12 protein-coding genes and 2 tRNA genes are annotated in these 14,093 nt (G+C 73.8%); 6 read left to right on the top strand and 8 right to left on the bottom strand.

Annotation, left to right across the window (positions count from 1 at the left end):
• Positions 1 to 420 precede the first annotated feature (420 nt).
• Positions 421 to 2,526 (top strand): helix-hairpin-helix domain-containing protein, encoded by a 2,106-nt coding sequence (locus ABD973_RS25845; RefSeq protein ID WP_345504745.1) that lies wholly within the window; start codon positions 421 to 423, stop codon positions 2,524 to 2,526.
• Between the two features lie 79 nt (positions 2,527 to 2,605).
• On the opposite strand, the gene ABD973_RS25840 is transcribed toward ABD973_RS25845, so the two are convergent.
• Complete coding sequence (locus tag ABD973_RS25840) at positions 2,606 to 3,268, bottom strand: hypothetical protein (RefSeq protein WP_125820615.1); 663 nt, start codon at positions 3,266 to 3,268, stop codon at positions 2,606 to 2,608.
• Between the two features lie 47 nt (positions 3,269 to 3,315).
• Here ABD973_RS25840 and ABD973_RS25835 point away from each other — a divergent pair, with 47 nt between their 5' ends.
• Positions 3,316 to 3,504 carry a DUF5703 family protein gene (locus tag ABD973_RS25835; protein WP_007263208.1) on the top strand — a complete coding sequence of 63 codons (189 nt, stop codon included), beginning with the start codon at positions 3,316 to 3,318 and terminating at the stop codon, positions 3,502 to 3,504.
• 39 nt (positions 3,505 to 3,543) lie between these two features.
• Here the strand turns inward: ABD973_RS25835 and ABD973_RS25830 are convergent, their stop codons facing one another.
• From ABD973_RS25830 to ABD973_RS25820, 3 genes are all read right to left on the bottom strand, one after another.
• Positions 3,544 to 4,353 (bottom strand): chaplin, encoded by an 810-nt coding sequence (locus ABD973_RS25830; RefSeq protein WP_345502357.1) that lies wholly within the window; start codon positions 4,351 to 4,353, stop codon positions 3,544 to 3,546.
• A gap of 152 nt (positions 4,354 to 4,505) precedes the next feature.
• Positions 4,506 to 4,739, bottom strand: coding sequence for a chaplin ChpH (chpH, locus tag ABD973_RS25825; RefSeq protein WP_125601690.1), 234 nt, complete (start codon positions 4,737 to 4,739; stop codon positions 4,506 to 4,508).
• Between the two features lie 158 nt (positions 4,740 to 4,897).
• On the bottom strand, positions 4,898 to 6,223 hold the full coding sequence (locus tag ABD973_RS25820; RefSeq protein ID WP_007263210.1) for a M20/M25/M40 family metallo-hydrolase: 1,326 nt from the start codon (positions 6,221 to 6,223) through the stop codon (positions 4,898 to 4,900).
• A 169-nt stretch (positions 6,224 to 6,392) separates the two neighbouring features.
• Between ABD973_RS25820 and ABD973_RS25815 the strand changes: the two genes are divergently transcribed.
• Positions 6,393 to 6,480: transfer RNA gene (locus ABD973_RS25815), tRNA-Leu, on the top strand.
• A gap of 157 nt (positions 6,481 to 6,637) precedes the next feature.
• Positions 6,638 to 6,725 (top strand) — tRNA-Leu (locus ABD973_RS25810).
• 123 nt (positions 6,726 to 6,848) lie between these two features.
• Here the strand turns inward: ABD973_RS25810 and ABD973_RS25805 are convergent.
• The 3 genes from ABD973_RS25805 to ABD973_RS25795 all read right to left on the bottom strand — a co-directional run bounded on the left by ABD973_RS25805 (position 6,849) and on the right by ABD973_RS25795 (position 11,047).
• Positions 6,849 to 8,294: an amino acid permease gene (locus tag ABD973_RS25805; protein ID WP_125601687.1), complete on the bottom strand. Its 1,446-nt coding sequence runs from the start codon at positions 8,292 to 8,294 to the stop codon at positions 6,849 to 6,851.
• Between the two features lie 222 nt (positions 8,295 to 8,516).
• A complete protein-coding gene (locus tag ABD973_RS25800) occupies positions 8,517 to 10,067 on the bottom strand; it encodes an APC family permease (protein WP_345502352.1) in 1,551 nt (516 codons plus the stop codon).
• Between the two features lie 26 nt (positions 10,068 to 10,093).
• Positions 10,094 to 11,047 (bottom strand): hypothetical protein, encoded by a 954-nt coding sequence (locus tag ABD973_RS25795; protein ID WP_125820618.1) that lies wholly within the window; start codon positions 11,045 to 11,047, stop codon positions 10,094 to 10,096.
• Between the two features lie 297 nt (positions 11,048 to 11,344).
• Here ABD973_RS25795 and ABD973_RS25790 point away from each other — a divergent pair, with 297 nt between their 5' ends.
• On the top strand, positions 11,345 to 11,767 hold the full coding sequence (locus tag ABD973_RS25790; RefSeq protein ID WP_125820619.1) for an ASCH domain-containing protein: 423 nt from the start codon (positions 11,345 to 11,347) through the stop codon (positions 11,765 to 11,767).
• On the opposite strand, the gene ABD973_RS25785 is transcribed toward ABD973_RS25790, so the two are convergent.
• Positions 11,764 to 13,419 (bottom strand): FAD-binding dehydrogenase, encoded by a 1,656-nt coding sequence (locus tag ABD973_RS25785; protein WP_345502348.1) that lies wholly within the window; start codon positions 13,417 to 13,419, stop codon positions 11,764 to 11,766. The two genes, ABD973_RS25790 and ABD973_RS25785, sit on opposite strands and share 4 nt — an antisense overlap.
• Before the next feature lie 87 nt (positions 13,420 to 13,506).
• On the opposite strand from ABD973_RS25785, the gene ABD973_RS25780 reads away from it, so the two are divergent.
• On the top strand, positions 13,507 to 14,082 hold the full coding sequence (locus ABD973_RS25780) for an NUDIX hydrolase (RefSeq protein ID WP_345502346.1): 576 nt from the start codon (positions 13,507 to 13,509) through the stop codon (positions 14,080 to 14,082).
• The last annotated feature ends 11 nt before the right edge of the window (positions 14,083 to 14,093 follow it).

Below are 14,093 nucleotides of genomic sequence, written 5' to 3'. Positions count from 1 at the left end.
GCCGAGGTCCGTGACGGCGGTACCGACCCGGCGGACGCCGAGGGGCGTGACGGCGGCACCGACCCGGCGGACGCCGAGGGGCGTGACGGCGGCACCGACCCGGCTCCGGCCGGCGCGGCGGACACCGCCGGGCCGGCGGACGCGGCTGACGAGCTGGGGTTCGGCGCGGCGGAGACCGACTCTGGCGACGGCGTGACCGATCCCGCGGGCCCGGGCCACGGCCCGGACGCCGACGAGCCGCAGACCGATGAAGCGGACGCCCACAGGCCGCAGGCCGGCGAACCGGATGCCCACGAGCCCCAGGCCGGCGAACAGGACGCCGACGGGACCCAGTCCAGCGAGCCGGACGCCGACGGGACCCAGTCCAGGGAACCGGACGCCGACGGGCCGCAGGCCGGTGGGGGTCCAGGGGCGGAGCCCCTGGTTTCGGGAAGGGGCGGGGTGGGGGAAAGCCCCGCAGGGCCCGACGCTGACCCCGACGCGGAACAGGACGGCGCCGGGGAGCCGACCGGGGCCGAGCACGGGCGGGACGGCGCCGGGACGGGAACCGCAGGGGCCGAGCACGGGCAGGACGGCGCCGGGGCGGAGGCGGCGGCGCAGGTGAGCGAGGCGCAGGCCGAGTTGGCCGCGCAGAAGGTCGAGCGGGAGCGGATCGCCCGGCGGAAGGCGGAGCGCGAGGGCCCCGTCGACGCCGGCGCCAAGCTCAGCGGCAGGGCCGCCGACCTGCTGGCCGCCGTACGGGCCGTGGAGAGCGGCGCCAAGCCGCCCGCCCCCCTCTACTTCGACGAGGCCCCCGCCGCCCCCCGCAAGGCGGCCCCCGCTCCCCCGCAGCCCCGCCCGGCCGCGGCGCCCCCCACACCCGCCCCCGCCGTCGCGGACATCGGTGCCGTCCGCGCCGTCCTCGCCCGCGGCGGGGCCCCCGAGGCGCTGGCCGGCCAGACCGCCGCCGTCCTCGGCGAGGGCGCGGCCGAGCAGCTCACCGAGGACCCCTGGCGGCTGCTCGCCGTCTCCGGGGTGCGCCCGACGCAGGCGGACGGCTTCGCGCAGGCCCTGCTCGGCCCCGCCGCCGGTCCCGCCGACGAGCGCCGCGGCGCCGCCCTGCTGGGCTGGCTGCTGGACCAGGCCGCCGCCAAGGGGCACACCGCCCTGGAGGCCCCGGTCCTGGAGAAGGCCCTCGCCCAGTACGGGGTGCCGGCCCCCGCCGAGACCCTGGAGGCGGCCATCGGCGACGGCGCGGTCCTGGTGTTCCACGAGCCGCTGGGCCCGCCCGCCGCCGAGGACGAGGAGCCGCCCGTACGGCTCCTCGTGGGCCTGGAGGCGCACGCCCTGGCCGAGGAGGCCCTCGCGGACGGCCTGGCCCGTCTCGCGGGCACCTTCGCCGGGCCGGCGGACTGGTCGGCGGCGGCCGACGGCCCCGCGGCCGAGCTGGTGCGGGCCGTCGCGGGCCACGGCCTGGTCACCCACACCGGCGGCGAGGCCGCCCGCGCCGAACCGGCGGCCCTGCTGGCGGCCGCCCGGCGGCTCGGCCTGCGCGCCGTCCTCGCCGCGCACGCCCCCGCGCCGGACGCCGTCACCGTGGCCGGCCTGCTCGCCGGCACGGAGGGCCCCGGGCGGGACTCCGACGGCCGCTTCGACCTGGACCTGCTGATCGTCCTGGACGCCCCGCAGCTGGACGTGGAGCAGGCCGCCGCGCTGGTGGAGTCCGTGCCCGACGGGGCCCGCCTGGTGCTCTCCGGCGACCCCGGGGTGCTCGGATCGGCCGGGCCCGGCCGGGTGTTCGCCGACGTGCTGGCCGCCCGCGCCTTCCCGCAGGTGGTGTCCCGCACCCCGGACCCCGGCCCGATCGGCGAGCTGGTCTCGGGGATCGGCGTCGGGGAGCTGAACCGGGTCGACGCCCCCGGCAAGGAGGTCGTCATCGTCCCCGTGCGGGACGCCGGCGAGGCCGTGCACCGCACCGTGCAGCTGGTGGCCGAGTCGGTGCCGCGCGCCTTCGGGATCCCGGCCGAGGAGGTGCAGGTCATCGTCCCGGGCCACGGCGGCCCGGCGGGGACCCGGGCGCTGAACGCGGCCCTCAAGGAGCGGCTGAACCCCGGCCCGGGCCGGTTCGCCGGCTTCGACCCGGGCGACCGGGTGGTCCACGTGCCGTCGCCCGGGCGGGCGCTGCCGGCCCGGGTGGTGTCGGCCGACGCGCAGGGGCTGCACCTGGACGCGGGGGGCGCGCGGGTCGTCGTACCGCAGGACCGGGTGGAGGCCCAGGTCCGGCACGGCTGGGCGGTGACGGCGCACCAGGCGGTCGGCCGGCGCTGGCCGGCGGTGGTCGCCGTACTGCCGGGGGACGCGGCGCAGGCCCTGTCCCGGGACTGGGTGTACACGGCGTTCGGGCGGGCCGAGCGGCACCTGTCCGTGGTCCACGGGGTGGAGGAGGCGCTGCCGCGCGCGGTGGCGCAGGGGCTGCCGAAGCCGCGTACGACCCGGCTGACGGGTCTCCTGCGGGCCCTGGCGGCCGCGCAGGAGGAGCAGCCGTAGCGGTTCGGGGACGAAGACCGCGCCCCGCCGGCCGGTGTCGGCGGGCGGGGCGCGGGGTGGGCGGCGTCGGAGGAGGGGGTCAGGCCGGGGCGAGACCGGACTCGGCGGGGCTCTCCTCGTCGTCGGCGTCGTCGTCGAAGTCGGCCTCCTCGTCGAAGACGGAGCTCACTTCGAAGCGGTGCAGCACGTCCTGGGGATCGGCCTGCCCGAACGGCGAGTTGAGCCAGTCCCCCGGTTCCGCGACCTCCTCCAGGGCGGCGATCCAGAGGGTGGAATCGCCCTCCTCCAGGCCGAACTCCTTGTAGCGGGAGGCGATCTCGTCGGGCTCGTACTCCCCGAAGAGCACGCCGAGCGCTCCGGCGGTCCCGCCGTCGTCGAGGAGTTCGGCGTCCCGGTCGTGCGCGGCGACCCGTTCGGCCTGGGCGATCAGCCGCGCCGGTTCGACGACGGCGTAGTCACGGCGGATGAGCACGCTGAACGCGGCGGGCTCGGCGGGGCCGGTGTACGGGGCACCGGTCTCGGGTGTGGGGATCTCGAAGGGGGTCACCTCGTCGTAGCGGTCGTAGAGGAGTTCGTCGTACTCCTCGGCCGCGGCGGCGAGTTCGTTGAAGGCGGCGTAGACGGCCGGGTCCTCGTCCCCGATCCTGCTCTCGACCGCGGCGAGGTGACGGTCGAGTGCGGCCTTGACCGCCTCGGCGGCGGCGCGTACCTCGGCAACAGTGGGCAGAGCGGCATCAGACATAGTGCAGACGCTATCCGTAGCGGGCCGGTGCCCGCACAATAGATGCGATGCCGGAATACGAATTCGTCGACGTGTACGTGCCCCGAGGTACGCCCCGCAAGGAGGCGACCCGCCTGCTGACCGATCATGCGGAATACGGAAATTGGGAGCTGGACCGCCTGACCCTGTACCGGGACGGCAGCCGCCGGGCCCGGTTGCGCCGCCGGATCATCCGCCAGCTGCGCGCGACCTGGTGACGCGGGCCCCGGGAAGGGGGCCCGCGTCGTGAGGGCCCGTCAGGCGGAGTTGCGGGCGCGCCGGTAGAGCACGGCGCCGGCCAGCAGCAGCCCGCCGGCCAGCGGTACGCCGGCCGTCAGGGCGTCACCCGCGCCCGTGGCGGCGAGGCCGGCCCCGGCCCTCGGGCCGGGCGTCTGCGCGCCGGTCGGCTGGCCGCCGGGGTTGCCGGGGGTCTGCGCGCCGGGGTGGCCCGGAGTCTGCCCGCCGGGGCTTCCCGGAGTGTGGCTGCCAGGGTTGCCGGGGGTCTGGCCGCCCGGGTTGCCCGGCGTGTGCCCGCCCGGGTTGCCCGGCGTGTGCCCGCCCGGGTTGCCCGGCGTGTGCCCGCCCGGGGTACCCGGATTGCCCGGGGTTCCGGGGTGGCCCGGAGTACCGGGGTGACCCGGAGTACCGGGGTGACCCGGGGTTCCGGGGTGGCCCGGGGTTCCCGGATTGCCCGGGTTTCCGGGGTGGCCCGGGTGATCGTCGTCGTCGCACGGATCGTCGTGCCCGCCGCCCGGGTTGCCGGGGTGGCCCGGGTTGCCGGGGTGCCCGGGGTGTCCCGGGTGCCGCGGCTTGGCCGACTCGTTGGCGCAGCGGTTGCCGAAGGCCGGGTTCAGGCCCCCCACCACCGTCACCGTGTTGCCGCACACGTTCACCGGCGCGTCCACCGGTGCCTGCACGTTGTTCCCGGACAGGAGGCCCGGAGAGTTCGCGGCGTGCCCCGACGCGCCCGAGTCCGCCTGGGCCTGACCGCCGGCGAACGCGAGGACACCTCCCGCGGCCGCCATCGTGATCAGCGTCTTCCTCGTGACCTGAACCGGTCGTCGCATCTGTACTCGTCCCCTGGTGTGTACGTTCCGTCCGGCGCGCGGGCCGTACGGGCTCCCCCGCCCGTCACGCCGAAGAAGTGAGCTTCCGGGCCGTAAAAGCCCGGTGGCCCCGGAGCGCTGGATTGCGCTCCGGGGCCAGAACTTCAGAAGCGTCAGGCGTTGACGCAGGTGTTGCCGAAGGCCGGGTTCAGCAGGCCGATGACGTTCACGGTGTTGCCGCAGACGTTGACCGGGACGTGAACCGGAACCTGGACGACGTTGCCGGACAGGACACCGGGGGAGCCGATGGCCGCGCCCTGGGCGCCCGCGTCGGCGGCGGCCATGCCCGCACCCGCGAGAACCAGACCACCGGTGGCAGCCGCAGCGGCGACAACCTTCTTGAGCATTGTTCCTCCTAGTAGGCAAGTGCGGTCCCAGCCGCGGACCGCACCACCTGTAACGAGGAGGGATCACCAGGGCTACGAGCGTATGAGCGCATTCACTCTTCTCAGTGGAATCCGCACACCTTCCCGATTCTCCGGCGTTATGGGGCGACGAGCCCGCCTCAGGCGTTGTCGATGAACCGGTCCAGGACCCGGACGCCGAACTTCAGCCCGTCGACCGGCACCCGCTCGTCGACGCCGTGGAACATGCCGGCGAAGTCCAGCTCCGGCGGCAGCTGGAGCGGCGCGAAGCCGAAGCAGCGGATGCCGAGGTCGTCGAAGGACTTCGCGTCCGTCCCGCCGGAGAGCATGTACGGGACCGCCCGCGCGATCGGGTCCTCGGCCCGCAGGGCGCCCTGCATGGCGTCCACGAGCCGCCCGTCGAAGTCCGTCTCCAGCGCCTTGTCGGCGTGGACGTCCTCGCGCTTCACGCGCGGGCCGAGGATCCGGTCGAGGTCGGCGAAGAACTCGTCCTCGTAGCCCGGCAGGAAGCGGCCGTCGACGTGGGCAGTGGCCTGTCCGGGGATGACGTTGACCTTGTAGCCGGCGCCGAGCATCGTCGGGGCGGCCGAGTTGCGCAGGGTCGCGCCGACCATCTTGGCGATCCCGCCGAGCTTGGCGAGCGTGGCGTCCATGTCGTCGGGGTCGAGCGGGGTTCCGAGGGCGTCCGAGAGCTCGTCGAGGAAGTGCCTGACGGTCTTCGTGACGCGCACCGGCCACTGGTGGCGGCCGAGGCGGCCGACGGCCTCGCACAGCTCGGTGATCGCGTTGTCGTTGTTGGTCATGGAGCCGTGCCCCGCGGTGCCCTCGACCGTGAGGCGCATCCAGTGCATGCCCTTCTGGGCGGTCTCCACGAGGTACAGCCGCAGGTTCTCGTTGACCGTGAAGGAGAAGCCGCCGACCTCGCCGATGGCCTCGGTGACGCCCTCGAAGAGCCCGGGGTGCTTGTCCACGAGGTGCCGGGCGCCGTACGTGCCGCCCGCCTCCTCGTCCGCGAGGAAGGCCAGCACGATGTCCCGCGGGGGCTTGCGCCCGCTGCGCATGCGGTCGCGTACGACGGCCAGCGTCATCGCGTCCATGTCCTTCATGTCGACCGCGCCCCGGCCCCAGACGCAGCCGTCGGCGATCTCGCCCGAGAAGGGGTCGTAGGTCCAGTCGGCCGCGTTGGCGGGGACGACGTCGGTGTGCCCGTGGATCAGCAGGGCCGGCCGTGAGGGGTCCTCGCCCTCGATGCGGGCGACGGTCGACGCGCGCCCCTTGTGCGACTCGAAGATCTGCGGCTCCAGCCCGACCTCGGCCAGCTTCTCGGCGACCCACTCGGCCGCCTTGCGCTCACCGGGGCCCGAGTGGTCCCCGTAGTTGCTGGTGTCGATCCGGATGAGGTCCCGGCAGAGGTCGACGACCTCGTCCTCGCCGGAGACGGCCTTGCCCGCGCCCGATGCGCTCACGCTGTTCCTCCCACTGATCAGTACCGGCTACCCCCACCATCCTCGCGCCCCCGGGCGCTGTGCCCAAGGGCGTTCCGAGCCCGTCCGGGGGGTGTGATCGGGGGCCTCCGGCGTTTGGTAATGTTTTCCACGTCGAGGCGGCCCGCGAGGGACGCCGGACGCACACCTTGTCCGGGTGGCGGAATGGCAGACGCGCTAGCTTGAGGTGCTAGTGCCCTTTATCGGGCGTGGGGGTTCAAGTCCCCCCTCGGACACCAACAGAAGGACCCCGCTCAGGCGGGGTCCTTCTTCGTTCCCCGGGGGTCCCCGGGAGCGGAGCAGGGCGTGGATCAGGGCGTGGACCGGCCACCCCGGAATGTTTGGTAATGTTTTCCATGTCGCAACGGGCCGCGAGGAACGTGAGACGCACACCCTGTCCGGGTGGCGGAATGGCAGACGCGCTAGCTTGAGGTGCTAGTGCCCTTTATCGGGCGTGGGGGTTCAAGTCCCCCCTCGGACACCAACAGAAGGACCCCGCTTCGGCGGGGTCCTTCTTCGTTCCCCGCGGGCGCGGGAACACGGAGAGGGCCCCCGGGCCGGGATCTCGGATCCCGGCCCGGGGGCCCTCTCGTACGGGCGGACCGGGTCAGTCGGCGGCGTTGGCGGACGCGAGCTCGGTGACGCGGCGGCGGACCAGGAACCAGCCGCCGACGAGGGCGGCGGCGATCGCCGGGAGGAACATGACCGTGGTGCGGCCGACGCCGCCGTCGCTCCACATCAGGACCAGGACCGCGACCAGGAAGACCAGGGTCACGATCTGGGTGTACGGGGCCCAGGGCAGGCGGTAGGACGGGCGCTCGACCAGGCCGTTCTTGGAGCGGTGCCAGAAGAACAGCGAACAGAGCATGACCATGGCCCAGGTGCCGAGGATGCCGATGGAGGCCAGGTTGAGGACGATCTCGAAGGCCTCGCCCGGCATCCAGTAGTTCAGGCCGACGCCCGCGACGCCGAAGCCGGCGGTGAAGAGCACGCCGCCGTAGGGGACCTTGCCCTTGTTCATGACGCCGGTGAACTTGGGGGCGGAGCCCGACATGGCCATCGAGCGCAGGATCCGGCCGGTGGAGTAGAGGCCGGAGTTCAGGCTGGACAGGGCGGCGGTCAGGACGACCAGGTTCATGATGCCGGCGGCGCCGGGGACGCCGAGCTTGTCGAAGACGGTGACGAAGGGGCTCTGGTCGGCCGAGTACGCGGTGTACGGGAGGAGCAGGGCCAGCAGGACCACGGAGCCGACGTAGAAGAGGCCCACGCGCCACATGATCGAGTTGATCGCCTTCGGCATGATCTTCTCGGGGTTCTCGGTCTCGCCGGCGGCGACGCCGCAGAGCTCGACGGAGGCGTACGCGAAGACCACGCCCTGGACCACCAGGAGCATCGGCAGGACGCCGGAGGGGAAGATGCCGCCGTTGTCGGTGATGTTGGCCAGGCCCGGGGTGTTGCCGCCGATGTCGTGGCTGGTGGCGACGAGGTAGATGCCGACGATCAGGAAGACCACCAGGGCGGCGACCTTGACCAGGGAGAACCAGAACTCCATCTCGCCGAAGTACTTCACCGAGATCAGGTTCGCGGTGAGGACGACGGCCAGGGCGATGAAGGCGAGCAGCCACTGGGGGACGTCGGTGAACATCGACCAGAAGTGGGCGTAGGTCGCGGCGGCCGTGATGTCGGCCACGGTGGTCGTGGACCAGTTGAGGAAGTACAGCCAGCCGGCCGTGTAGGCGCCCTTCTCCCCCATGAACTCGCGCGCGTACGAGACGAACGCGCCGGAGGACGGGCGGTAGAGGACGAGCTCGCCGAGGGCCCGGACCACGAAGAAGGCGAAGACGCCGCACACCGCGTAGGCGATGGCCAGGGAGGGGCCGGCGCCGGCGAGGCGGCCTCCGGCACCGAGGAAGAGGCCGGTGCCTATCGCGCCGCCGATGGCGATCATGTTGATGTGGCGGGACTTGAGGTCCTTGCTGTAGCCCTCGTCACCGGCGTCGACGGGACGGCGGGACGGCTCGGCGGGGGCCTCGGCCAAGGTGCGATCACTCATGTGGGACTTCGCCTTCGTGGTTCGGTCAGGCAGGTCCGGCGTCCGCGCGCGGGGGAGCTGGGTGGTTTCCCCCGTATCGCGGTTCCGGTGATTTTGTCGCCATAGGAGACCACGTGCCTCCGCCACCCGCCAAAATCGGCCACCGGACGCGGAAGCCCCCGGCGACCATGGAAACGGTCTCCGGGGGCTCCCCAGGGGTGCGAATACGAGGCCTGCGGGCGGTCAGGCGCCCGGTCCGGCGTCGGCGGCCTGGTCGAGGCGGAAGGCCTCGTTGCCCAGGCCGATCCGGGCGTGGGCCTCGGGACGGCGGGACTTCAGGACCAGTCCGTGGACCAGTCCGCCCAGGGCGGCGACGGCGATGATCGCGGGCAGGGTCCAGCTCAGCGCGGAGCCCTGCTCGGCTCCGACCAGGACGGCGAAGTCCTTGACGGTGTAGACGACGATGCCGACCAGGGCGAGGCCGGCCAGGCCCGCGGCGGCGAGGCGCCACACCTGGGCGCCGGCGGTGCCGCGGCGGACGAAGAAGGCGATGACGGCGAAGGAGGCGGCGGCCATCAGGGCGGTCACGCCGAGGGCGCCGACGCTGCCCATCCAGGTGAACAGGTGCAGGACGGGGGCGGTGGGGTCGCCCGTCGGCGCGGAGTCGGTGACGGCGAAGACGAGGACGACCACGGCGGCGACGACGGTCTGCAGGAGGGAGCCGGTGGCGGGGGCGCCGGTGCCCGGGTTGGTGCGGCCGAAGCGGGCCGGGAGCAGGCCCTCGCGGCCCATCGCGAAGGCGTAGCGGGCGACGACGTTGTGGAAGCTGAGCATGGCGGCGAACATGCCGGTCACGAAGAGCACGTGCAGGACGTCGGTGAAGGCGGCTCCGAGGCGGCTCTGCGTGAGCTCGAAGAGCAGGCCGGGGCCGGCCTCGGCGGAGGCCTTCACGATGCCGGCGGGGCCGGTGGCGACGGAGAGGGCCCAGGCGCTGAGGGCGAAGAAGAGGGCGACGAAGCCGACGGCGAGGAACATCACGCGGGAGACGACGATGTGCGGCTTGCTGGTCTCCTCGGCGTAGACCGGGGACTGCTCGAAGCCGACGAAGGCGGCGATGCAGAAGCACAGCGCGGTGCCGAGGCCGGCGCCGCCGAGGGTGCCCGGGTCGAAGGCGTCCAGGGAGAGGCCCTCGGGGCCGGGCTTGCCGAGGGCGGCGGCGTCGAAGACGACGACGAGGGCGCACTCGACGAGGAGCAGGACGCCGAGCACCTTGGCGTTCAGGTCGATCTTGAGCCAGCCGAGCGCGCCGGTGGCGGCGACCGCGATCAGGGCCGGGATCCACCAGGCGACCTGGGTGTCGAGGTAGGTGGCGAAGAGGCCGGAGATCTCGAAGCCGAGGATGCCGTAGACGCCGACCTGCATGGCGCTGTAGGCGACGAGGGCGACGAGGGAGGCGGAGGCGCCGGCGGTGGGTCCGAGGCCGCGGGCGATGTAGGCGTAGAAGGCGCCGGCGTTGTGGACGTGCCGGCTCATCTCCGCGTATCCGATGCCGAACAGGGCGAGGACGACGCCGAGGATGACGAAGAGCAGCGGCTGGCCGACGATGCCCATGACCCCGAAGATCGTGGGCATGACACCTGCGACGACCATCAGGGGCGCGCTGGCTGCGAGGACGGAGAGCAGCAGTCCGGCGGTGCCGAGCCGGTCCGCGCGCAGGGCGCGGTCCTGGCCCTTGTACGTGCGTATCTCGGCCGCGGAGTCGGCTGGGAGCGTGGTGGATCTGCCCGTCGGCATGGCAGGGTCCTTTCGGGGGTGACTGGTCAAGCGGTGCCGAGCGCGGCACTGCGCGCGGCGAGGAAGGCCTTGTGCGGATCGCGGTCCGGGTAGGACCAGGGGGCGCGGGTGGCATGGCTGCCGATGCGGTGGAAGAGGGCGGCCGCTTCGGCGGGGCGGCCTTCGCAGAGCTTGGCGTGGGCGAGGAAGTTGAGGTCGACCCGGTTGCGGGGGTGGTCCTCCCGCTCCCACTCCAGCCACCAGTCGAAGGCGGAGCGCAGTACCTGGCGGGCGCGGCGTCCGGTCCAGTGCTCTTCGGCGGCGGTGGCGGTGGCGCTGCCGCGGGCGGCGGCGAGGACGCGGAAGCGCTCGGCGTGGGCGATCACGGGCAGGACGGCGAGGGGCGAGTCGGCCGGGGACTCCTCGGCGGCCCAGGCGGCGAAGTCGTAGACCTCGTGGAGCGGGTCGTGGCCGGAGGCGGGGGCGCGTTCGGCGAGCTTGGCGACCATGAGGTGGTGGGCGTGGTGGTGCTCGCGGTGGCGGGCCCGGACCTGGTCGAAGTGGCGGCTGAACTCCTCTTCGGTGCCGAAGGCGCGGGCGAGCATGAGGAGGCCGAGCCAGGGGGTGGGGTCGGCGGGGAGCAGCGCGGCGGCGTGGCGGCAGGCCGCGTCGGCGGCTTCGGGGCTGCCCTTGCCACGCAGGGCGGTGGAGACGGCGGCGCAGGCGAGGAGGGTGGCGGCGTCGGCGCTGCCGGGTTCGGCGAGCAGCCATTCGCGGGCCCAGGCGGTGGCCGCGGGGGTCTCCGCGAGGACGACGAGGCGGTGGCCGCGGCGGTCCCAGTCGTCGCCGGTGGCGACGAGGAGGGCGCGGGCCTTGGCCCAGCGGCCCTGGGTGAACTGGCTGCGGACGCCGACGAGCTCGGTGTCGCACAGGGCGGGGTCGAAGAGCTGGGCGTCCCGCTTGCGGGCGCGGCCGAGGGGCGGCGGCGGAGGCGGGGACATCCGCGGGTTCCCTCCAGGACGCGGGCGCGGGTGGACTGCGTACGCGGGTGCGCGCACGGGGGCACGGGTGGGGCGGGGCGGTTCGGTGGTACGCGTGGGGCGCCGGCGGCGCGGCTCGATCGTGCCGGTGGTCAGTCCGGATGATCACGCACAGCAAACCGGTAGGCACAGCTCCGCGTCAAGGTCCGGTCCACTGGGTGGCGCGTTTCAACTGGTGAGCAGAAGGGGCGAGTTGGGACGCAAGTGACGGTTCGAAATGCGGGTGCGACCTGGGAGGACGGTTCGTAGGGTGGCCGCATGACGAACCACGGCGGTCTGCCGCCCTTCGAGCTGGGCTTCCCGGGAGAACTGCGCGACCGGCTGGTGGCCGCCGTGCTGAGCGGGGCGAAGACCACGACGACGGCCCTGCTCGAGCAGTACCGGGCCGCGGACGAGGCGCTGCCCCGGCCGGGCGAGCGCAGGGCGCTGGTGGACTCCGACGAGCGGCCGCTGGCCGTCGTGGAGGTGACGGACGTACGGGTGCTGCGGCTGGCCGAGGTCGATCTGCGCCATGCGCTGGACGAGGGCGAGGGTTACGCCTCGGTGGCCGAATGGCGCTCCGCGCACGAGGGGTTCTGGCACGGCGAGCCGTCGCGCGCGGAGCTGGGCGACCCGGCGTTCACGGTGGACGACGACACCCTGGTGGTCACGGAGCGCTTCAGGGTCGTCCTCACGGCCTAGCCGACCGCGCGGGCCGCGGCGCGGCCCGCGGCGCGGCCCGAGAAGACGCAGCCGCCGAGGAAGGTGCCCTCCAGCGCGCGGTAGCCGTGGACGCCGCCGCCGCCGAAGCCGGCCGCCTCGCCGGCCGCGTAGACGCCGGGCAGGGGGTCGCCGGAGGGGGTCAGGACGCGGGAGGACAGGTCGGTCTCCAGGCCGCCCAGGGACTTGCGGGTCAGGATCGAGAGCCGGACGGCGATCAGCGGGCCGGCGGCGGGGTCGAGGATGCGGTGCGGGGCGGCGGTGCGGATCAGCTTGTCGCCGAGGTACCTGCGCGCGCCGTGGATGGCCGTCACCTGGAGGTCCTTGGTGAAGGGGTTGGCGATCTCCCGGTCGCGGGCGGTGATCTCGCGGCGGACGGCGTCCTCGTCGAGCAGGTCCTCCTTGGTGAGCTCGTTCATCCGGCGGACCATCGCCGACAGGTCCCGCTCCACGATGAAGTCCGCGCCGCGGTCCATGAAGGCCTTGACCGGTCCGGGGACCGCCTGCCGGGCCCGGTTGATCACCTCGCGGACGGACCTGCCCGTCAGGTCGGGGTTCTGCTCGGAGCCGGAGAGGCCGAACTCCTTGCCGATGATGCGCTGGTTGAGCACGAACCAGGTGTGGTCGTGGCCGGTCCGCATGATGTGGTCGAGGGTGCCGAGGGTGTCGAAGCCGGGGAAGAGCGGTACGGGCAGCCGCTTGCCGGTGGCGTCGAGCCAGAGCGAGGAGGGGCCGGGCAGGATGCGGATGCCGTGCCGGGACCAGATGGGGTTCCAGTTCTCGATGCCCTCGGTGTAGTGCCACATCCGGTCCTTGTTGATGTGGCTGGCCCCGGCGGCCTCGGTGATGCCCAGCATCAGGCCGTCGACGTGCGCGGGGACGCCGGAGAGCATCCGCGCGGGCGGGGTGCCGAGCCGCTGCGGCCACTGGGCGCGCACGAGGTCGTGGTTGCCGCCGATGCCTCCGCTGGTCACGATCACCGCCTGGGCCCGCAGGCTGAACGCCCCGACCGCCTCGCGGCTGCTCGCGGTGCCGCGTTCGGCGTCCGAGGGGGCCAGGACCTCGCCGGTGACGGTGTCCACGGCGCCGGCGGTGGCCGACAGGCCGGTGACGCGGTGGCGGAAGGCGAACCGGACCAGCCCGCGGTCCGCGCCGGCGCGGACCTTGCGGACGAAGGGCTCCAGCAGGCCGGGGCCGGTGCCCCAGGTGATGTGGAAGCGGGGCACGGAGTTGCCGTGGCCGTTCGCGTCGTAGCCGCCGCGTTCGGCCCAGCCGACCACCGGGAAGAAGCGCACCCCGCGGGAGTGCAGCCAGGACCGCTTTTCGCCGGCCGCGAAGTCCACGTACGCCTCGGCCCAGCGGCGCGGCCAGGCGTCCTCGTCCCGGTCGAACCCGGCGGTGCCGAGCCAGTCCTGGAGGGCGAGCTCGCGGCTGTCCTTGATCCGCATGCGGCGCTGCTCGGGCGAGTCCACGAAGAACAGCCCGCCGAAGGACCAGTGCGCCTGGCCGCCGATGGACTGCTCCGGTTCCTGGTCGAGGAGGATCACCCTGCGGCCCGCGTCGACGAGCTCGGCGGTGGCCACGAGGCCCGCGAGGCCCGCTCCGATCACGATCACGTCAGCGTCGTACGTCATGCCTGCCGGTCCTCCGGTCGGTCGGTGGTGGGGCAGATCCTTGGCTACGGAGCGGTAACCAGTCAACAGCGGTGGTTGGATGGCTTCGTGGATCCCGCTGACGAGGTACTGGACGTGGTGGACCGGGACGACCGGGTCGTGGGGCGGGCGCGCCGGGGCGAGGTGTACCGGCGGGGGCTGCTGCACCGGTGCGTGTTCGTCCTGGCCAGGGACGCGGAGGGGCGGGTCTTCGTGCACCGCCGGACCGCGTCGAAGCTGGTCTTCCCCTCGTACTACGACATGTTCGTGGGCGGGGTGCTGGGCGCCGGGGAGGAGTACGCGGACGCCGCGCTGCGGGAGGCCGGGGAGGAGCTCGGGGTGAGCGGGCTGCCGAGACCGCGGCCGCTGTTCAAGTTCCTCTACGAGGGCCCGGGCGGCGGCTGGTGGTCGTACGTGCACGAGGTGCGGTGCACCCTGCCGGTGGCCCCGCAGGCCTCGGAGGTGGACTGGCACACCTGGCTGCCGCAGGAGGAGCTGGACCGGCGGGTCGCGGGCGGGGACTGGGCGTGGGTGCCGGACGGGCTGGAGGCCTACCGGCGGCTGCGCGCGTTCCGGGAGGGCGGGGGCCCGTCCGGGGGCGGGCATGTGCCCGGGGGCGGTACCCAGCCCGCGCCGGGTTCGTGACGGGGACGTAA

The sequence above is a fragment of the Streptomyces racemochromogenes genome (assembly GCF_039535215.1).
Taxonomy (GTDB): Bacteria; Actinomycetota; Actinomycetes; order Streptomycetales; family Streptomycetaceae; genus Streptomyces; species Streptomyces racemochromogenes.
The sequence above is the reverse complement of the archived record's forward strand: the minus strand, read 5'-3'. Positions and strand labels throughout refer to the sequence as shown.